A 19113-nucleotide genomic window follows, 5' to 3' on the forward strand; every position below is an offset into this window, starting at 1 on the left:
GGCGCAGGGGGCGCTTGAAGATCCGCGACACGTCCACGTCGGTCCGCCGCTCTACGCTGGGGCACATGGTCGACCGGACGCGGGGGGTGCTCTACCCCTCGCGGCTGCCCTCGTTCCACCGGCTGCCCCCGACCACCGAGGCGACGGAGCTGGCAGCCTGGTTCTGGATCCCGGAGTGGAGCCTTCCGGACGGCGAGGTATCGCGGCAGGAGATCGTCTCGTATCCGGCCGTCAACCTCGTCGTCGCGCCTGACGGCGTCTCGATCTCGGGGGCCACCACCCGGGCGTCGACCAGGAAGCTCCGCGGCGCCGGGTGGGCCGTGGGGGCCCTGCTCCGTCCCGCCGCGGTCGCGTCGCTCACCGATGACGCGGTGGGACTCGTCGACGCGGAGCAGGCGTTCGCCGCGCCCGAGCTCCACGCGGCCGTGACGGCGGCGATGCGGTTCGGCGACGGGCGACGGGAGCGCGCGGTGGCGGCCTTCTCCACATGGCTGTCCCGGCGCGTCGGTCCGGTCGGGGCTGCGGGAACGCAGGCCAATGCGATGCTCGACGTGCTGCTCGGGGAGCAGGCGGCGCTGACGCCGGAGGAAGCCGCGACGCGCCTGGCCCTCTCGGTGCGCACGCTCCAGCGGCTCACGCACCGCACTGTGGGGCTCTCGCCGGGCGCGATCATCCGGCGCCGCCGCTTGCAGGAGGCAGCTCAGCGTCTCCGCGAGGATCCGGCGACCGATCTGGCGTCGTTGGCCGCGATGCTGGGGTACGCCGACCATGCGCACCTGACCCGCGACTTCGCGACCGTCCTCGGTCTCCCGCCGCGGGACTATCGCGAGCGCGCCGCGGATCGACTCCGCTCAGCGCCGTTGTGATCGCAGTCGCAGCATCCGTCCCGCGACGCCGAGCACCACCACGCCTGTCCCGATGAGCGACGCGAGGGCGGGAAGCGTGCTCACCAGCGCGAGGCAGCCGAGCGCTCCGATCACCTGCAGAGCCCGCGGGTAGCGTCGGACGGTCGCGCGCTGGCGGAAAGCGGCGGCGTTCGCGATCAAGTAGTACAGGAGCACGCCGAAGGAGGAGAACCCGATCGCGTCACGAAGGTCCGCGACGAGCACGATCAGGATCACGATCGCGGCGATGGCGATCTCGGCACGGCGCGGCACGTGGTGTCGGTCGTCGACACGGGCGAGGAAACGCGGCAGGTCGGCTTCCCTGGCCATGGCGAGCGTCGTGCGGCCGATGCCGGTGAGGAGGGCGAGCAGTGCGCCGAGAGAGGCGGCGGCCGCGGCGATGCGAACGACCGGCGCGGCCGCCGACCACCCGGACGCGGTGAGCACGTCGGCGAGTGGTGCGGTGGTCGCCGACACATCCCCGCCGAGGACGACAACCACCACGACAGCCACGAGCGTGTAGATGACGACGGCGCCCCCGAGCGCGAGGACGATCGCGCGCGGGATCGTGCGCGCGGGATCGACGACCTCCTCGCCCATGGTGGCGATCCGGGCGTAGCCGGCGAAGGCGAAGAACAGCAGCCCCGCACCCTGGAGCACGCCATAGACGGTCGCGTCGGGCAGCGCTGCGGGTGTCGCGGTCGGCGCTGCGCCGATGCCGGCCGCCACGACGACCGCGAGTCCGAGCAGGGCGCCGGCGACGAGGATGCGAGTGGCCAGGGCCGTCCGCGTCACCCCGAGGCAGTTCACGGTCGCGAGGGCGGCGACCGCCAGTGCGGCGATCGGCGCCTCCCACCCGGGCGGAGCAGCGTAGGCGGCGAACGTCATCGCCATGGCGGCGCAGCTCGCGATCTTGCCGACGACGAAGCTCCACCCCGCGATGAAGCCCCACCACGGCCCGATCTCGGCCCGTGCGTAGGCGTACGTCCCCCCGGCGACCGGGTGGACGGCGGCGAGCTGCGCAGACGCGGTGGCGTTGGCGTAGGCGACGACCGCGGCGATCGCGAGCGCCACCAGGATCCCGCTGCCGGCGACGCCGATGGCCGGTGCCCACACCGCGAAGACCCCGGCGCCGATCATCGAGCCGAGGCCGATCGCGACGGCGTCGGGCAGCGTCAGGCGACGAGCGAGGGGCATCGCGCCATCGTCCCACGCCGTGGTGAACGGCGGGTGACGCGTCAGGTGCGCGCGGCCGTGACGCGCTTCTTCTCGCGGATGTAGACCTCGCGGCGCACCTTCGCCACGACGTCCCCGTCGCGATCGGTGATGACGGTCTCGAACCACTCGAGCACCTTCGCCCCACCGTGGGCGCGCTGGCGCAGTTCCTCCGCCTTCTCGCGCGTCACCTCGAACTCCGCGGTGAGCACGCCCCGTCCCGGCTTGAGGAACTCGATCTCGCCGCGCGTGTCCCACACCACATAGTCCCGCCCGAGCTGATGCATCACGAGCATGAAGAAGTACGGGTCGGTCATCGCCGACATCGACCCGCCGAACGCGGTCTTGACGTAGTTGCGGGTGAGGAGGTTCACGTGCAGCTCCACCGTCGCGTGGGTCCAGTCGTCGCTGAACCGGCGGACGCGGATGCCGCTGCACAGGTTGGGGATCCAGAGGCTCATGCCGATGGCGAGGCGGCGGGGTGTGATGCGCATGGGGTCAGTGTGGAGCAAGCGCCGGGCACCGGCGAAGACGTCTGGAGGGTTGATACATTTGTTCTACTTCACATAGAATAATTAGCGAAGGAGGCGCCGTGCTCATTCGCATCGATGTCGACAGTCCTCACGCGCTGTACGACCAGGTGGCTGCTTCCGTGCGCGCGGACATCCTCTCGGGAGCGCTCGCCCCGGGGGACCGGCTGCCGGCCGCGCGGGATGTGGCCGCGGCGCTCGACATCAACCAGCACACGGTCTTGCACGCCTACCAGCGTCTCCGCGACGAAGGTCTCGTCGATCTGCGGCGGGGAAGGGGCGCCGTGATCGCCGCCTCCGCCGCGCCGCTCGCCGAGCTCTCGCACGAGATCGACGGCCTCGTCCGACGCGCGGCCGCCCTTGGTGTCTCCGTCGACACCCTCGCCGGCATCGTCCGCACGCACCGCGCAGAAGCCGAACCTCCCACCCCCGCCGCGACTCACCAGGAGGCCGCCCATGACGACGCCTGACCCCACTCGCACCCCTCCGGCCACCCTGCGCCGTGCGCGACGGGCCTTCATCCTCGTGGCGCTCGTCCTCCCGGTGCTGATCGTCGCGATCTCCGCTCTCGTGCTGACAGCCTGGCTCCCGTCGTTCCCCGCCGACGTCGCGATCCACTGGGGCGTCGACGGGGCGGACGGGTTCGGCCCGGCCGCCACGTACCTCTGGGTGCTCCTCGGGGTCGGTCTCGGCATCCCGGTGCTCCTGACCGTCACGACGCTGGTCGCGGTCGGAGCGCACTGGGGCGCGACCGCCCGTCTCCTCGGGGCGCTCTCGGCCGGGATGTCGGCTTTCGCGGGCGTGATCTGCCTGGGGTCCCTCGCGATCCAGCGCGACCTCCCGCCCTCGGGCGACGTCCCGGGCGTCGCCGGGGTGATGGGGCTGGCCTTCGCGGCCCTCCTCGGCGTGGGCGCGATGGCGTGGTTCGTGCAGCCGCGCGTGCTGGCGGTGCCCGGTGCCGCTCTCGAACCGCGGCACGACGTGCGGGTCGGTGACGGCGAGCGGGTCGTCTGGGTGGGCACCACGACCATGCCCACCGGCGCCCTCGTCTTCCTCCTGCTCGTGCTGCTCGGGCTCGTGGCGCTCGCCGTGGCGATGCTCGTCACGGGCACCCCGCTGGCCTGGGTCTCGGGTCTGGTGGCGCTCGTCGTCGGGTTCGCGCTGGCGGCGACCGCATCGTTCCGCGTGCGCATCACACCGGACGGCATCGACGCCCGCGCCGTGGTCGGCTGGCCGCGGAAGACCATCCCTGTGGCGGAGATCGTGTCGGCCCGCGCCGTGCGGATCTCTCCGTTCGGGGAGTTCGGCGGGTGGGGATGGCGTCTGGCCCCGGACGGCCGCAGCGGGATCGTGATGCGGCAGGGGCCCGCGATCGAGGTGCATCGCCGCGACCACGGTGCCTTCGTCGTCACGATCGACGGTGCGGAGGAGGCGGCGGCGCTTCTGCAGACGTATGTGGACCGATCCGCGGGGGCGGTCTCCGCCGGGGAGACCGGACCGGTGGCGCCATGAGTGAGGTCACCACGACGCCGACACGGGTGCCCTGGCGTGCCGTCCTCATCTTCGCCCTCACGGCCTGCGGGCTCGCCGCTCTCGTCTGCCTTCCGCTCTGGCTTGGCGACGGACTCGCCGAGCCGTTCGCGGGGGCCCTCCTTCCGGTCATGATGTTCACCCCGGCGGCCGCGGTGCTCATCGTGATGCTCACCACGGGCGTGCCGGAGAAGGGCGGCCGCGCGCGTTTCCTCGGGCTCTGGCCCCTGCGGCCTGCGAAACGCGTCGTCGGACTGCTCGTCGCGGCGTGGCTCGTGCCGCCGGTGCTCGTCGCTCTCGGAGTTCTCGTCGCCGCGGCGCTCGGATGGGTGCGGCTCGACCTGACCTTCTCGGCCTTCGCGGATCAGCTCGCCCAGGCGCTTCCCCCGGGGACGCCGCAGCCGCCGGTCGGTGTGATCGCCTTCGCGCAGTTCGCCATGATCCCGGTCGGCACGCTCGTCAATAGCGTGCTGGCCTTCGGTGAGGAGCTCGGGTGGCGGGGCTGGCTGCTTCCGGCGCTGCACCCGCTGGGTACGTGGCCGGCCCTGGTGCTCAGCGGGGCGATCTGGGGCGTGTGGCACAGCCCCGTCATCCTCCTCGGCTACAACTTCGGCCGAACGGACATCACCGGTGTCCTGTTCATGATCGGCGGCTGCGTGGCATGGGGCGTGCTGTTCGGCTGGCTCCGGCTGCGCTCCGGTTCGCTGTGGCCGTCGGTCGTCGCGCACGGGGCCCTCAACGCCGCCGGCGGCATGGTCATGATCGTCGCGGCCGCGCAGCCGGACCTCGCACTGGCGGGGCCTCTCGGCGTGGCCGGATGGGTCGTGTCCGCCGCCGTGGCGCTCGTCCTCGCGCTCACCGGGCAGTTCCGCCGACAGCCCGAGCTCGCCCCGTCACACCCCGCCCGCGGTACCGCTGCTTGACGCCCGCCCGGGGTCAGCGGTTGGCTGAGGGGATGGATTCCACTCCCGCCGCCTGGGCCCGCGCCGACGCCTTCCTCGCCGACACACTCGTGGGCCGGGATGACGCGTTGGAGGCAGCGCTGGAGGCGCAGCGCGCGGCGGGACTGCCCGAGATCGAGGTCGCGCCGGTGGCGGGGAAGCTCCTGAACCTCCTCGTGCGCGTGAGCGGTGCCCGGCGGGTCTTGGAGATCGGCACGCTCGGCGGCTACTCCACGATCTGGATGGCGCGCGCCGTCGGGCCGGACGGCCGCGTCATCACGATCGAGGCGGAGGCCGACAACGCCGCGATCGCCCGGGCGAGCATCGACGCGGCAGGCGTGGGGGAGCGGGTCGAGATCCTGGTCGGCCGCGGAGCCGAGGTGCTCCCGACTCTCGCCGGCGGCTTCGACCTCGTGTTCATCGATGCCGACAAGGAGTCCAACACCGTGTATCTGGACTGGGCGGCGAAGCTCGGTCACCCGGGGACCGTGATCGTCCTCGACAACATCGGCCGCGACGGCGAGATCGTCCGTGACGATTCCACGGATCCCAAGGTCAACGGCACCCGCGAGGGTCTGCGGATGCTGGGCGAGGACCCGCGCTTCGATGCCACGGCGCTGCAGACCGTCGGTCTCAAGGGGTGGGACGGCATCGCGCTCGCGCTCGTCGTCTGACCCGGGCGGCCCGTCGACCCGGGCTCCGGGGACCGGGGGACGCCGGGGATAGACTGGGCGCGGATCGACGACGCTCCACACCCCCTTCCATCCTGAGCAAGGAGCACATCAGTGGCACTGATCGAGGCTGTAGGCGCACGCGAGATTCTCGACTCGCGCGGAAACCCGACCGTCGAGGTGGAGGTGCTCCTCGACGACGGCATCGTTCAGCGCGCTGCCGTCCCCTCTGGTGCCTCGACCGGCGCCTTCGAGGCGTACGAGCTGCGGGATGGCGACAAGGGCCGGTACGGCGGCAAGGGCGTGCTCAAGGCCGTGGAGGCCGTGATCGACGAGCTCGGCCCGGCCATCGAGGGTGTGGAGGCGAGCGAGCAGCGCATCGTCGACGAGATCCTCATCGAGGTCGACGGCACCGAGAACAAGAAGCGCGTGGGCGCCAACGCGATCCTCGGCGTGAGCCTCGCGGTCGCCAAGGCCGCCGCCGACTCGGCCGACCTGCCGCTGTTCCGCTACCTCGGTGGCCCGAACGCGCACGTGCTCCCCGTCCCGCTCTTCAACGTCATCAACGGCGGAGAGCACGCCGACAACGGCATCGACATGCAGGAGTTCTTCCTCGCCCCGATCGGCGCGGACACGTACTCCGAGGCGCTCCGCTGGGGCGTCGAGACGTACCACGTGCTGCGCGCCGAGCTGAAGGCCGCAGGCTACGCGACCGGCCTCGGCGACGAGGGCGGCTTCGCTCCCGACCTGCCCAGCAACCGCGAGGGCCTCGACTTCCTGGTGAAGGCCATCGAGAAGGCCGGATTCACGCCGGGCACCGACATCGCCCTGGGCCTCGACGTCGCCGCGACCGAGTTCTTCAAGGACGGCGTCTACCGTCTCGACAACAAGGACTGGGACGCCGCGGCCCTCACCGAGTACTACGTCGGACTCGTCAACGACTTCCCCATCGTCACGATCGAGGACGCGCTGGCAGAGGACGACTGGGACAACTGGAAGCACCTCACGGAGGCGCTGGGCTCGAAGGTGCAGCTCGTCGGCGACGACCTATTCGTCACCAACCCGCAGCGCCTCGCCGACGGCATCGCACGCGGTGTCGCCAACTCGCTCCTGGTCAAGGTGAACCAGATCGGCACGCTGACCGAGACGTTCGATGCGGTGAGCCTCGCGCAGCGTTCCGGCTACACCGCGATGCTGTCGCACCGTTCCGGGGAGACCGAAGACACGACGATCGCCGACCTGGTGGTCGCCACCAACTCGGGCCAGATCAAGGCGGGTGCCCCCGCACGCAGCGAGCGCGTCGCGAAGTACAACCAGCTCCTGCGCATCGAGGAAGAGCTGGGCGACGCGGCGGTCTTCGCCGGCCGTTCCGCCTTCCCGCGCTACCAGGCCTGATCCCGCGACAGCGACGACGCCGCACCGGCGGACCGAACCGCGCCGCCCGGGTGGTGGCAGAGACAGAGACGAAGGAGGAGCCGTGGCACGACGACCGGCTCCTCCTTCGCCGCCGTCCCGGGGTGGCGCGGCCCGGTCGGCCGACTCCGGGGCGAGACGCTCCCCGCGCGGCAGCACGAAGCCGGCCCCCCGTGTCGACGTGCGCGAGTGGGCTTCGGGAATGCGTCTGTCCGCGTTCTCGGTGATCATGCTGTCCCTCGTCGTGTTGGGGGCCTGGGTCCTCGTGCCGACCCTCGGCACCTTCATCGACCAGCGGCAGAAGATCGCGGCGCTGGAGCAGTCCGTGCAGGTGAGCGAGGACGAGATCGCGGCCCTGACCGCGGAACGCGAGCGGTGGGACGATCCCGCGTACATCACGACGCAGGCACGCGAACGGCTGTATTACGTCAAGCCGGGGGAGGTCGTGTACCTCATCGACAACGACCTCGATCCCGCCGCGCTCCCGCGGGAGCAGGAGCCGGTGAGCGCGACGCTCGAGGAGAAGCCGGCGGACTGGATGCCGCAGCTCTTGCGCACCCTCGTCTCCGCGGGGCTGAGCGACACGGCCGTCACGGCCCCCTGACCGCGCGCTCCGAGCATCCTCCCGGACGGCTCCCCTACGCTGGAGGAGTGACCACTCCGCCGTTCCCCGCGCCCACTTCCGCCGAGCTCGCCGTCGTGTCCGCACAGCTCGGACGCCCCGCCCGCGGTGTGGTCGGCATCGCCGCGCGCTGCCGTTGCGGGAACCCCACGGTGGTGGCCACTACTCCTCGACTGCCGGACGGCACGCCGTTCCCCACGTTCTACTACCTCACGCATCCGGCGGCGACCGCCGCGATGTCGACGCTCGAGGCGAACCAGCTCATGCCTGAGCTCGCCGCACTGCTCGCGGATGACGACGCGGTGGCCGCTGCCTATCGGTCTGCCCACGAGGCCTACCTCTCCGACCGCGCCCAGTTCGGCGACGTCCCGGAGATCGACGGGATCTCCGCTGGAGGCATGCCCACGCGAGTCAAGTGTCTGCACGCTCTCGCCGGACATGCTCTGGCGGCAGGCGCCGGCGTGAATCCGATCGGCGATGCCGCCCTCGCCCGCAGCGCCTGGTCTCCCGAGGTCTGCCGCTGCGAGGACCCGGGGGCCGCCCTCCGCGACGACCCGGCACGCTCGGCATGAGCCGCCGGCGGATGCTGCGCGGCGCCGTCGCCCTGGTGGCGGTGGCGGCATCCGTCCTGCTCCTCGGGTCCACCGCCACGCCGACGCCGACCCCGCCTCCGGTCGCGGACGACCCCGCCGACCCCGTCCGCGCCGCCGAGTACTGGTTGGACGGCGCGCGCATCAGGGAAGCCTGGCAGACCACGCGCGGGGAGGGGGTGACCATCGCCGTCATCGACACGGGCATCGGCAAGGTGCCGGAGGTGTTCGGCGACGCGGTCGTCGGCGGGACGGACGTATCGGGTGCGGGCACGCCGGACGGCCGCACCCCCTTGGGAGCGGTCGACGGTGACCACGGATCCTGGGTGGCCTCGCTCGCCGCCGGGCGAGGCAAGGCCGACGGGACCGGGATGATCGGCGTCGCGCCGGAAGCGGATCTGCTGTCGATCTCCGTGGGCTTCGGTGCGGCGGCGGCCGTGCCGTTCACCGAGCAGGTGGCCAAGGGCATGCGGTGGGCGGTGGACAACGGCGCCGACATCATCAACCTCTCGTTCACCACGAACACCCTCGACTGGGACGAGAGTTGGGACGACGCGTTCCTCTACGCTTTCGAACACGACGTGGTGGTCGTCGTCGCGGCGGGAAACCGGGGGAGCGGTACGAACATCATCGGTGCCCCGGCGACGATCCCGGGGGTGCTCACCGTCGGCGGGGTCGACCAGACCGGGACCGCGAGCGTCGAGGCGTCCACTCAGGGGATCACGATCGGGATCTCGGCGCCCAGCGAGGGTCTGCTCGGGGTCTCCGCCGACGGCGAGGTCGTCTCGTGGAGGGGCACGAGCGGTGCCGCCCCCATCGTGGCGGGGATCGCGGCGCTCATCCGCTCGGCGCATCCCGACATCTCGGCGAACGACGTGATCAACCGCATCATCAAAACCGCGATGCCCGTGGCGGACGCGCAGAAGCCGCGGGACCCCCTCTACGGCTTCGGGCTCGTGGACGCGCAGGCGGCGATCTCCGCGAACATCCCCTCGGTGAGTGAGAATCCGATGGGTGACCTGGCCGAATGGGTGCGCCTGTTCCGGCGCGCGGACAGCGAGCCCACGCCCGAGCCGACCATGGCACCCGTGGAGGTGCCCCCGTTGCCGGACGCGGACGCCCCGACGGAAGCCGGCTCACCGCTGCTTCCCAGCGCGGACTCCCTGCGCTACGGTACCCTGCCGCTCATCGCCCTCACCGTCCCTGGTATCCTGGTAGCGCTTGGCGTCACCGCAGCTGCCCGGCGCATCCGATCGGCGCGCGTTCCCGTACGCCACAATCCCGACTCCGAGGAGTAGTTCTTCTGTGCCTCAGAACAGCACTGTGCCCAAGATCCTGATCGTCGGCGGAGGCTACGCAGGTTTCTACACCGCGTGGAAGCTCGAGAAGCACCTGCGCAAGGGTGAGGCCGACGTGACCATGGTCGACCCGCTGCCGTACATGACGTACCAGCCCTTCCTCCCCGAGGTCGCCGCCGGATCGATCGAAGCACGCCACTCGGTCGTCGCGCACCGTCGTCACCTGAAGCGCACGCATGTCCTCACCGCCAAGGTGACGAACATCAACCACGCGCAGAAGGTCGCCACCATCACTCCGCCGGTCGGCGACCCGTACGAGTTCGCGTACGACCAGATCGTCGTCACCGCGGGCGCCGTCTCGCGGACGTTCCCGATCCCGGGCATCGCCGACAACGCCATCGGGCTCAAGACGATCGAAGAGGCCGTCGCCATCCGTGACAAGGTCATGTCCAACTTCGACAAGGCCGCTTCCCTCCCCGCCGGCCCCGAGCGCGACCGGCTGCTGACCGTGGTCGTCGTCGGCGGCGGGTTCGCCGGCATCGAGGTCTTCGCGGAGCTGCGCTCCCTCGCCTCGTCCCTGGTGAGCAAGTACCCGCAGCTGAGCTTCGAGGACACGCACTTCCACCTCATCGAGGCGATGGGCCGCATCATGCCGGAAGTCTCGCTGAAGACGAGTGAATGGGTGCTCAAGGACCTCGCCAAGCGCGGCGCGAACGTCCACCTCGACACGCAGGTCACCGGGGCGGTCGACGGCAACGTCGAGCTCTCGACGGGCGAGGTCATCCCCACGGACGTGATCGTGTGGACCGCCGGCGTCATGGCCAACCCGACCGTCGTGCGCGGTGGCGACCTGCCCGTGGAGGAGCGCGGTCGCATCCAGACCCGTGCCGACCTCCGCGTCGGCACCCCCGAGGCGTTCGTGGAGGGCGCCTGGGCAGCGGGCGACGTCTCCGCGGTTCCCGACCTCTCGGGCGGCGGTGTCGGCGGCTTCTGCGTCCCGAACGCCCAGCACGCGGTGCGTCAGGCGAAGCTCCTGGCGAAGAACATCGTCGCCGTGCTCCGCGGCGAGAGCCCGAAGGAGTACTTCCACAAGAACCTCGGCGCCGTCGCGGGCCTCGGCCTGTACAACGGCGTCTTCCAGTCGGGCAAGATCGCGCTGAAGGGTTTCATCGCGTGGCTCGCGCACCGCGGCTACCACGGTCTGGCGATGCCGACGTGGGAGCGCAAGTGGCGCGTGCTCTGGGGCTGGTGGAACAACCTGTGGCTGGGCCGCGACCTGGTGAACCTCCAGACGGTGCAGAACCCGCGGTACGTCTTCGAGGAGTTCGCCGCACGACCCCGGCCGGCGGCGCCCGCGGATGCGGCTCCGGCGGCCAAGGCTCCGGCGGCGAAGGCGGCTGCCGAGGTGCCAGCGGCGGAGAAGCCGGCCGACATCAAGAAGGCGCCGGCGAAGAAGCCTGCGGCGAAGAAGCCCGTCGCTTCCGCCGCGAAGGATGCCGTCGAGACTGCCGCGACGAAGTGATCGTCCCGTCCTGAGAAGAAGGCCCTGTGCGCACGAGCGCCGGGGCCTTCTTTCGTTTGCGCCTCGGTGTCGAGTTGGCAGACTAACATGTCACATTGTACGCTCGGCGAGTGCTCGCAACGAGCGTGCATGGCGCAGTCCGTCCGATGCCGCGAGGAGGTCCGGTGAGCGCCCACGGGGGAGAGCCGCCGTCCGTCAGCGTGTCGATCTTCGCTCGCGCCCAGGACGCAGAGTGCGGCGCGGAGCTTGCGGCTCAGCTCGAGGGGGCGCCGGTCCGTGTCTGCCGCATGGAGGATGCCGGGGTGGACGGACTCGGTGCCGCCGACGTCTGGCGACCGTGGACCCGTCGCGCGACGCACCATCTGGTGCTCGACGCGGCAGTGCGGCCGCATCCGCAGCTCCTCCGGCAGGTTCGCGACGCCGTGGCCGCCCAGCCCTCCGCATTGCTCTCGTTCTTCACTCCCGGGGACGACCACGGCTCGCACGTCGTGCGCGTGGCGGCGTTCGCCGGTCGTCCCTGGGTCGTGCCCCCGGGTGCGGGGCCGTCCCCCGTCGCGACCATTCTCCCGTCCCGGGAGGCGGCGGTCTTCGCCCGTTCGCTCGAGACGAGGAGCGGGAGCGGCGACGGGGAAGGACTCCGTCGATTCGCGAGGGCGCGAGGGCTCGCCCGATTCGCGAGCAACCCCGCGCTCGTCCGGCTCGGCCCGGCGGACCCGCACCCCGGGGCGACGGCGTTCCTGCCCGCAGAGGAGGCGCCGGCGGCCTGGTGGCGCGGCGAGCCGCTCACGACCCCGGCGAGCATTCCCTCCGTGCACCTCCGTGACGGCGAGCCGGTCTCCTGGGAGGTCGTCGAGGGAGCCGCGGAGACGTGGCGCGTTCGGGCCCGTCGAGAGATGCCCGCACCGCATGCCCGCCGTCTCGCGCGCCTGATCCGCGAGCGTCTGCTGAGCGCCGACGTCGCCCGCAGCGATGTCCGTGCGGCCGCGGCGCTCCTCGGCGTCGGTGGAGTGCTCCGCGACCAACTGGTCCTGGCTGCCCGCGTGGGGCGGCCATCCGACGGTTTCGGGGAGGCGGTCGCGCGGGAGTCGGCCGCGACCCTTCCGGTGGCCACGCTGTGGCACGCCATCCCCGCGGCGGTTCGGCCGGGGGGCGCCGCGGAGGTCCGCGATGTCTTCCAGGCGCTGCACGACGAGATGGCGGTGATCCTCCGTCGATCGCTGCCTGCGCCGCCGCGTGGAGCCGATCCATAGGCCGCGGCGCTAGCGTGGCTTCCGCAAGGGGAGTACTCCCGTCTGCAGCGACGTCGTCATGACGGGCATGTCATCGTGCCCCGGCCCGCTGGCCCGTGAGGGTGGAGGAGACCTTGGCACCCCACTCACGGGCTGCCCGGAACCCTTGTCGTCCGACATGAAGAGCGGCTGCCCGTCCCACGAAGGGACCCCATGTCGAAGCTCTCCCGCCTGATCCGCCTTGCCACCGACGCCCTCGACGCGAAGGGCAGTACGGCTGGCTCCTCCTCCGCTGGGGCCTCCCGCTCCTCCGCCGACTGGAGTGGGATGCTCCGCGGAGCGGTCGACGCCGTGCGCGGCACCGATCCGCAGAGTCCCCGCTCAGCCGCCTCGCCGACGCCGCCGCCCGGGGCAGTGCCCCCCGCAGCTGCGGCTCGACCGTCCGCGCCGGGCGGGTATGCCCCGCCGCCCGCCCCGGGAGCAGGCGCGGTGCCGCAGGCCGAGGCGGCGGACCGCGCGGCCATCGCCCGGTACGACTATCTGCTCCAGACGGCCGACCCACACCGGATCGAGCAGATCCATCGCGAGGCGTTCGCCCGGCTCACGCCGCAGCAGCGCGAACTGGTCGAAGCGCGAATGCGGGCCGAACTGCCGGTGGGGGAGCGCCCACGGTCGTCCACCCCTGAGGATCTGGCTCGTGCGGCGGGACGAGCCGAGGCGATGCAGCCGGGTCGCCTGCGGGGTCTCCTCTCCCGCGCCCGCGGTGCCGGTGCCGGCGGGGCAGCGGTGGCCGCCGGCGGTGCGGCTGTGGGCCTGCTGGGTGTGGTCGCGGGTGGGGCCGTGATGAGTGCGGTGGCCGGGCCGCTCCTGGAACAGGCCGCGGGGCTGGGCGTGGACTTCGGTGCACTGGCGGAGGGCGTGAACCTCGAAGCCCTCGCCGCCGGGGTCGACGTCGATGCGCTGGCCGGCGGTGCCGGGGAGGCGCTGGGCTCGGCCGGGGAGGCCGTGTCGGGTCTCGGAGAGTCGGCGACGGGCTGGGGAGAGCGGCTCGGCGACCTGGGGATCCCCGGGATCGGCGACATCTTCGGCCGCTGAGGTGCCCCCGCTGGGACTCGAACCCAGACTGAGGCGATTTTAAGTCGCCTGCCTCTGCCATTGGGCTACGGGGGCCGCGTCGCTCAGCCTATCGCCGGATGCGACGGCGGCTCGGTCGCCCGGGACCGGATCGGAGGGTGAATCGGCGGGGCCCAGGCCATAAGGTGGGGGGGTGCTCGACCTCACCGAAGAACGGAGCCCCGCCCCGGGTGGATCTGCGGTCGCCCCCGAATGGGAGGATCCGGGTCGCTACTGGCCTCGTCTGTCGGCAGCGACCGGCCATTTGCCTGCCCCGGTGGCCGCGATCGACCGCGAGGCGCTGCGCTACAACGCCATGGACCTCCTCGTGCGGGCGGGCGGCCTGCCGATCAGAGTGGCGTCGAAGTCGGTGCGGGTGCGGGCGATCCTCGACGCCGTCCTGAAGCTCCCCGGGTTCCGCGGCATCCTCGCGTTCACGCTGGCGGAAGCGCTCTGGCTGTCGGACACCCATGACGACATCGTGCTCGGCTATCCGACCGTGGACCGCGCCGGTCTCGAGCGGCTGTGCACCGATGAGAGGGCGGCCCGGCGGATCACCCTGATGATCGACGACCCCGTCCACCTCGATCTCGTCGACAGCGTCGTCGGTCCCTCGGCCCGGCCCGAGATCCGGGTGGCGATCGATGTGGACGCGTCCTGGCGGTCCGCGATGCTCGGACACATCGGCGTGCGCCGCTCGTCGCTCTTCACCGCGGGTGAGGTCGCGGCGTTCGCCCGGAGGGTCGTGGCCCGTCCGGGATTCCGACTGGTGGGACTGCAGATGTACGACGCGCAGATCGCGGGGCAGGGCGACGCGGGACCGGACGCGCCCCTCATCCGGCTGGTCCAGGCTCGCTCGCGTGACGAATTGCGCGAGCGGCGGGCGGCCATCGTGGCGGCGGTCGGGGCGGTCGCCCCTCTCGAGTTCCTCAACGGCGGCGGTACGGGCTCTCTCGAGTTCAGCGGTAGCGACGAATCACTCACCGAGGCGAGCGCGGGCAGCGGGCTCCTCGGCGGGCACCTCTTCGACGGGTACCGGTCGTTCCGACCCGCTCCGGCTGCCGCGTTCGCCTTCGACGTCGTGCGTCGGCCTGCCGCGGACATCGCGACGGTACTCGGCGGCGGCTGGATCGCCTCCGGACCCGCCGTCTCCGCGCGACAGCCACGGCCGGTCTGGCCCGCGAATCTCCGCACGCTGTCACGGGAGGCCGCGGGCGAGGTGCAGACGCCGCTCCAGGGTCCGGCCGCCGCGACGCTCGGGGTCGGCGACCGCGTCTGGTTCCGCCATGCCAAGAGCGGCGAACCGGCCGAGCGCATCAGCGCGTACCATCTCGTCTCCGGTGACGAGGTCATCGACGAGCTGCCGACGTATCGCGGCGAGGGGCAGGCGTTCCTGTGACGCGGATCGGCGGCACCTGGCAGAACTGGGGTCGCTCCGCATCGGTCCGCCCCGTCCGGGTCGAGCGCCCGCGGAGCCCGGAAGGGGTACAGCGGGCCGTGCGAGCGGCCGTGCGTCAGAACCTGACCATCAAGGCGGTCGGCGCCGGCCACAGCTTCACGGGGATCGCAGTGGCCCCCGGCGTCCTCCTGGAGCTCGACGACCTTCAGGGGCTCGTGTCCGCCGACGCAGCGAGCGGCCGCGTCACGCTGCTCGCGGGCACGAGGTTGCACCGCATCCCCGGTCTGCTCGCCCGCTATGGCCTCGCGATGGAGAACCTCGGCGACATCGACCGACAGTCCATCGCCGGCGCGATCTCCACGGGCACGCACGGCACGGGCGCCGGTTTCGGCGGCCTCGCCACGCAGGTGGTCGGAGTGACCCTCATCACCGCGGACGGGGAGTTCCTCCGCATCGACGAAGCGCACAACCCGGAGCTGTTGCCGGCGGCCGCCGTGGGGCTCGGTGCTCTGGGCATCATCGTCGACGTGACGCTCCAGTGTGTGCCGACGTTCGTGATGCACGCGATCGACGAGCCGCTCCCCCTGGAAGAGGTCCTGGCCACGCTCGACGAGCGGGTCGCCGCGGCCGACCACTTCGAGTTCTACTGGTTCCCGCACACGGACGTCGCGCTCACCAAGCGGCAGTCGCGGCTTCCGGAGTCGACGCGACGCAAGCCCCTGCCGCTCGTCGGCCGATGGGTGGACGAGACCCTGCTCGCGAACGGTGTCTACCGCGTCGTCTGCGCGGCCGGACAGGCGGTTCCGGCCATCACTCCGCCGTTCAATCGGCTCGCCGTCCGGCTCACCGGCGACCGGGAATACACGGACCTGTCGAATCGCGTTCTCACCCAGAGCCGGACCGTGCGGTTCCGTGAGATGGAGTACGCGCTCCCGGCGACCGAAGCCGTTCCGGCGTTCCGCGCGCTGCAGGAGCTCATCGCGCAGCGCGGCTGGCGCATCGAGTTCCCCGTCGAGGTGCGCTTCGCGGCGGCGGACGACCGCTGGCTCTCGACAGCCCACGGGCGGCCGAGCGCTTACATCGCGGTCCACCGCTACTGGCGGGCGGATCCGACCGCGTACTTCGGAGAGGTGGAGGAGATCATGCTCGCCCACGGCGGCCGACCGCACTGGGGCAAGCTGCACACGCTGACGCACGAGCGGTTGCGCGATCGCTACCCTCGCTTCGACGACTTCGTCGCACTCCGCGACCGGCTCGACCCGGATCGCCGCTTCGGCAACCGCTATCTGGAGCGGGTTCTGGGACGCTGATCCGGGTGCCCGCGGCGCGTGCGTCCTCAGTCCACGTGCAGGCACCGCATCTAGGATGAGAGAAACACGGGAAAGGGTGGGGCAGTGATGGAATGGCTCGTGCCGGTACTGATCGTCGTCGGGGTGATCCTGCTCGTCGGCGTCTACCTCTGGGCGACGTACAACTCGCTGGTGCAGCTGAACGTCCGCGTGGACGAGGCCTGGAGCGGCATCACGGTCCAGCTCAAGCGCCGCGCCGACCTCATTCCCAACCTCATCGAGACGGTCAAGGGCTATGCCTCGCACGAGAAGGCCGTGTTCGAGAACGTCACCCGCGCCCGCGCCGAGACGCTCTCCGCCGGAAGCCCCGGTGAGGCAGGTATCGCGGAAGGGCACCTTCAGCAGGCGCTGCGAAGCCTCTTCGCTGTCGCCGAGGCGTACCCGCAGCTTCAAGCCAGTCAGAACTTCCTCCAGCTGCAGCAGGCGCTTGTCGACACCGAGGACAAGATCCAGGCAGCCCGGCGGTTCTACAACGGCGGTGTGCGGGAGCTGAACACCAAGATCAAGGTGTTCCCCAACAACCTGTTCGCCAAGGGCCTGGGGTTCACCGAGCGGGAGTTCTTCGAGGTCGCAGACAGCGGCGCCATCTCCGAGCCTCCCCGCGTGCAGTTCTGATCCCTCGCCCTCACCACACGGTGAGGGCGAGTTCGTCTGTGCCGACCTCGACGGTCCCCCGCACGCTCCACGCCGTGTTCCGGTACGTGACCGTGCGGGCCTGTCCGTCGTGTCCGACGCCCGTCACGGTCGCCTCGAGGATGCCATCGTGCGCGGTGAACGCCACCGGGTCGAGGGCCACGGCGGGATACCGTTCCACCCGGAAGGCCACGTCGGAGACCTCCCGGAGCTCGGTGCCCCAGGGGATCCGGATGCCGCAGTTCTCCGGAACCTCGCTGCCACCGGCGGTGCAGGTCTGCAGATAGTCTTCGAGCTGCGCCTGCGCGGCATCGGTCGCGGCGGGGCGGAGCTCGGCTGTCACCTTCGCCGCTGCTGACCCGCCGGGCAGGACGACGACCTCGGCCGCGCCGGTGAGCAACGTCGCCGGTGCGGCGGCCACCGGATACACGGCGGGCAGCAGCGCGATCTCCTCCGCCGCCGGGACGACGGACTCTCCGACCCGCACCCCCGAGCCGATCGTGGTCGTGACGGTGAGCGCCCCGAGCCCGGAGTCGTCGACGGCCCACCGGCCGCTCTCGCGCGTCAGGGTGAGACGCCCCTCGTAGTCCGCGCCGTCCAACCGGAAGGACACGGTCGCCGTCGTGTCGCCGTCGCGGTCGCGCACGCCCGTCACCTCTGCGCCCTCAAGTGTCGACGTCGCTCCGGCGAAGGCGGTGAGGGCCGTCTCGGACACCGGGGCCCCCGTGGCCACGACCGCCTCCGGGTCGCCGGACTCCAGCGCACGGAGGTAACCCTCCGCCGCGTCCTCGGCGGAGGGGGAGTCCATCACGACGCCCCACCACACCGCTCCGGCGATCGCCAGGATCGCGACGAGCCCGCTCAGAAGCCACCATCGGCGTCGCTTCACGCGGCGCCCTCCCGGATGTGCACGTGACGTCGCACCGCACCCGGCGCGGCCGAGGAGAGGGCGGCGTGCAGCGCTGCGGTCGCGTCGCCCCATCCCGAGACCGAGACCTGGGCGAGACCCTGCCAGCCCGCGGCGAGCAGGAGCTCCGTCGCGATCGCCTCGGCGTCTCCCGGGCGAGCCTGCGGCTCCCACCAGGCCGACTGCACCTGGAGAGTCGAGGAGCCGCGATCGGCCTTGAGGTCGACCCGGGCGACGATCCGATCGCCGACCAGCACGGGGAGCGAGTAGTAGCCGTAGCGCCGCTTCGCGGCCGGGACGTAGATCTCGATCCGGTAGTCCAGCTCGAACGCCCGCAGTGCGCGATCCCGGAACCACACGACGGGATCGAAGGGGGTCAGCAGGGCGGCGGCCTCGACCCGGCGCGGGAGTACCGCATCGCGATGCCGCCAGGCGGGGAGGGGGCGGCCGCCGCGTTCCCACCCGCGGACGGCGACCGGCTGCAGTTCGCCGGCGTCGACGAGATCGTCGATGGCCCCGGTCACCGCGGCGCGGTCGCGAAGACGGTAGTAGTCCGCGAGGTCCGCCGCCGTGGCGACGCCACTGGATCGCGCGGCACGCCGGACGAGCTCACCGATCGCCTCCGCGCGGGGCACCTCGCGGGAACGGACGTCGTCGGGGATCACCTGCTCGGCGAGGGCGTACGTGCGTTCGAATCCGCGGCGCCCGCTCACCGCGACGTCGCCCGTGCGCCACAGGTGCTCCAGGGCGAGCTTGACCTCATCCCAGTCCCACCACGTGCCGCGCTCGCGAGGGGCGTCGGCGCGGAGGTCGACGGGACGGAGAGGGCCGCGGGCACGGAGCTCGTCCTGCACCCACTGCACCGTCCGCGCGTTGGTGCGGAGCCAGGAGTCCTCCGCGGACCAGCGCCGCCGGAAGTCGTCCATGCGGAACCGCCACAACGGCCAGTCCTCGACCGGAATGAAGGTCGCCTCGTGCGCGAGGTACTCGACGTAGTGCGTCGTCCGGGAGAGGAAGAGACGATCCAGGAGCGCCGGATCGTACGCACCGAGCCGGGAGAAGAGGGGGAGGTAGTGCGACCGCGCGAACACGTTGACCGAGTCGATCTGCAGGACGCCGAGACGATCCATCACGCGGTGGAGGTGGCGCCCCGACACGGTCGCGGGACGGGCGCGGGTGAAACCCTGGGCGGCGAGGGCGATCCGTCGCGCCTGGGCGGGACTGAGGGAGTCGGTCACGCCGCCAGCGTATCCCCGGTATCGGACAT

At 71.7% G+C, this 19113-nt stretch carries 19 protein-coding genes and 1 tRNA gene; 15 read left to right on the plus strand and 5 right to left on the minus strand.

Annotated features, from left to right (window positions below; genetic code table 11):
• Positions 1-65: 65 nt before the first annotated feature.
• Complete coding sequence (locus tag FY549_RS09195; protein WP_149084766.1) at positions 66-866, plus strand: helix-turn-helix domain-containing protein; 801 nt, start codon at positions 66-68, stop codon at positions 864-866.
• Here the strand turns inward: FY549_RS09195 and FY549_RS09200 are convergent.
• Both FY549_RS09200 and FY549_RS09205 read right to left on the minus strand, forming a co-directional pair.
• Positions 852-2081 (minus strand): APC family permease, encoded by a 1230-nt coding sequence (locus FY549_RS09200; RefSeq protein ID WP_149084767.1) that lies wholly within the window; start codon positions 2079-2081, stop codon positions 852-854. The two genes, FY549_RS09195 and FY549_RS09200, sit on opposite strands and share 15 nt — an antisense overlap.
• 41 nt (positions 2082-2122) lie before the next feature.
• Entirely contained in the window at positions 2123-2593 is a 471-nt protein-coding gene (locus FY549_RS09205) for a PaaI family thioesterase (RefSeq protein ID WP_149084768.1), read from the minus strand.
• 98 nt (positions 2594-2691) lie between these two features.
• On the opposite strand from FY549_RS09205, the gene FY549_RS09210 reads away from it, so the two are divergent.
• From FY549_RS09210 to FY549_RS09260, 11 genes are all read left to right on the plus strand, one after another.
• A complete protein-coding gene (locus FY549_RS09210; protein ID WP_149084769.1) occupies positions 2692-3099 on the plus strand; it encodes a GntR family transcriptional regulator in 408 nt (135 codons plus the stop codon).
• Entirely contained in the window at positions 3086-4141 is a 1056-nt protein-coding gene (locus FY549_RS09215; protein ID WP_149084770.1) for a DUF1648 domain-containing protein, read from the plus strand. The genes FY549_RS09210 and FY549_RS09215 overlap by 14 nt, the downstream gene beginning before the upstream one ends.
• Positions 4138-5082, plus strand: coding sequence for a CPBP family intramembrane glutamic endopeptidase (locus FY549_RS09220; protein WP_149084771.1), 945 nt, complete (start codon positions 4138-4140; stop codon positions 5080-5082). The genes FY549_RS09215 and FY549_RS09220 overlap by 4 nt, the downstream gene beginning before the upstream one ends.
• A 32-nt stretch (positions 5083-5114) precedes the next feature.
• Entirely contained in the window at positions 5115-5774 is a 660-nt protein-coding gene (locus tag FY549_RS09225) for an O-methyltransferase (protein WP_149084772.1), read from the plus strand.
• A 111-nt stretch (positions 5775-5885) separates the two neighbouring features.
• Positions 5886-7166: a phosphopyruvate hydratase gene (gene eno, locus FY549_RS09230; protein WP_149084773.1), complete on the plus strand. Its 1281-nt coding sequence runs from the start codon at positions 5886-5888 to the stop codon at positions 7164-7166.
• A 220-nt stretch (positions 7167-7386) separates the two neighbouring features.
• On the plus strand, positions 7387-7788 hold the full coding sequence (locus FY549_RS09235; protein ID WP_149084774.1) for an FtsB family cell division protein: 402 nt from the start codon (positions 7387-7389) through the stop codon (positions 7786-7788).
• Positions 7789-7835: 47 nt separating this feature from the next.
• The gene (locus FY549_RS09240) at positions 7836-8378 is read left to right on the plus strand and encodes a DUF501 domain-containing protein (RefSeq protein ID WP_187614842.1); all 543 of its coding nucleotides are present in this window, start codon (positions 7836-7838) and stop codon (positions 8376-8378) included.
• The gene (locus FY549_RS09245) at positions 8375-9694 is read left to right on the plus strand and encodes a S8 family serine peptidase (protein WP_149084775.1); all 1320 of its coding nucleotides are present in this window, start codon (positions 8375-8377) and stop codon (positions 9692-9694) included. Before FY549_RS09240 ends, FY549_RS09245 begins: the two co-directional genes overlap by 4 nt.
• 25 nt (positions 9695-9719) lie before the next feature.
• A complete protein-coding gene (locus FY549_RS09250) occupies positions 9720-11216 on the plus strand; it encodes an NAD(P)/FAD-dependent oxidoreductase (RefSeq protein ID WP_149084776.1) in 1497 nt (498 codons plus the stop codon).
• 164 nt (positions 11217-11380) lie between these two features.
• Complete coding sequence (locus FY549_RS09255; protein WP_149084777.1) at positions 11381-12466, plus strand: hypothetical protein; 1086 nt, start codon at positions 11381-11383, stop codon at positions 12464-12466.
• Positions 12467-12658: 192 nt separating this feature from the next.
• Positions 12659-13540: a cation-transporting ATPase gene (locus tag FY549_RS09260; RefSeq protein WP_149084778.1), complete on the plus strand. Its 882-nt coding sequence runs from the start codon at positions 12659-12661 to the stop codon at positions 13538-13540.
• Positions 13541-13542: 2 nt separating this feature from the next.
• Here FY549_RS09260 and FY549_RS09265 read toward each other — a convergent pair.
• A tRNA-Leu gene (locus FY549_RS09265) sits at positions 13543-13615 on the minus strand.
• Between the two features lie 97 nt (positions 13616-13712).
• Here FY549_RS09265 and FY549_RS09270 point away from each other — a divergent pair.
• The 3 genes from FY549_RS09270 (at position 13713) to FY549_RS09280 (ending at position 16921) form a co-directional block, all read left to right on the plus strand.
• Positions 13713-14957 carry an alanine racemase gene (locus tag FY549_RS09270; RefSeq protein WP_149084779.1) on the plus strand — a complete coding sequence of 415 codons (1245 nt, stop codon included), beginning with the start codon at positions 13713-13715 and terminating at the stop codon, positions 14955-14957.
• Positions 14954-16267, plus strand: coding sequence for a D-arabinono-1,4-lactone oxidase (locus FY549_RS09275; protein ID WP_149084780.1), 1314 nt, complete (start codon positions 14954-14956; stop codon positions 16265-16267). The genes FY549_RS09270 and FY549_RS09275 overlap by 4 nt, the downstream gene beginning before the upstream one ends.
• Positions 16268-16354: 87 nt before the next feature.
• On the plus strand, positions 16355-16921 hold the full coding sequence (locus FY549_RS09280; protein WP_025103933.1) for a LemA family protein: 567 nt from the start codon (positions 16355-16357) through the stop codon (positions 16919-16921).
• 10 nt (positions 16922-16931) lie between these two features.
• On the opposite strand, the gene FY549_RS09285 is transcribed toward FY549_RS09280, so the two are convergent.
• Complete coding sequence (locus FY549_RS09285) at positions 16932-17828, minus strand: hypothetical protein (RefSeq protein ID WP_149084781.1); 897 nt, start codon at positions 17826-17828, stop codon at positions 16932-16934.
• A complete protein-coding gene (locus tag FY549_RS09290; RefSeq protein ID WP_149084782.1) occupies positions 17825-19084 on the minus strand; it encodes a winged helix-turn-helix domain-containing protein in 1260 nt (419 codons plus the stop codon). The genes FY549_RS09285 and FY549_RS09290 overlap by 4 nt, the downstream gene beginning before the upstream one ends.
• Positions 19085-19113: the final 29 nt, after the last annotated feature.

Origin of the sequence: Microbacterium sp. 1S1 (assembly GCF_008271365.1) — a bacterium.
Classification (GTDB): Bacteria; Actinomycetota; Actinomycetes; order Actinomycetales; family Microbacteriaceae; genus Microbacterium.

Excerpts from the sequence above, each read along its gene's own strand:
- FY549_RS09235 (WP_149084774.1), top strand. The coding sequence starts at position 7,387 with ATGCGTCTGTCCGCGTTCTCGGTGATCATGCTGTCCCTCGTCGTGTTG.
- FY549_RS09225 (WP_149084772.1), top strand. The coding sequence starts at position 5,115 with ATGGATTCCACTCCCGCCGCCTGGGCCCGCGCCGACGCCTTCCTCGCC.
- FY549_RS09245 (WP_149084775.1), top strand. The coding sequence starts at position 8,375 with ATGAGCCGCCGGCGGATGCTGCGCGGCGCCGTCGCCCTGGTGGCGGTG.
- FY549_RS09220 (WP_149084771.1), top strand. The coding sequence starts at position 4,138 with ATGAGTGAGGTCACCACGACGCCGACACGGGTGCCCTGGCGTGCCGTC.
- FY549_RS09205 (WP_149084768.1), bottom strand. The coding sequence starts at position 2,593 with ATGCGCATCACACCCCGCCGCCTCGCCATCGGCATGAGCCTCTGGATC.
- FY549_RS09200 (WP_149084767.1), bottom strand. The coding sequence starts at position 2,081 with ATGCCCCTCGCTCGTCGCCTGACGCTGCCCGACGCCGTCGCGATCGGC.
- FY549_RS09215 (WP_149084770.1), top strand. The coding sequence starts at position 3,086 with ATGACGACGCCTGACCCCACTCGCACCCCTCCGGCCACCCTGCGCCGT.
- FY549_RS09280 (WP_025103933.1), top strand. The coding sequence starts at position 16,355 with ATGGAATGGCTCGTGCCGGTACTGATCGTCGTCGGGGTGATCCTGCTC.
- FY549_RS09260 (WP_149084778.1), top strand. The coding sequence starts at position 12,659 with ATGTCGAAGCTCTCCCGCCTGATCCGCCTTGCCACCGACGCCCTCGAC.
- FY549_RS09195 (WP_149084766.1), top strand. The coding sequence starts at position 66 with ATGGTCGACCGGACGCGGGGGGTGCTCTACCCCTCGCGGCTGCCCTCG.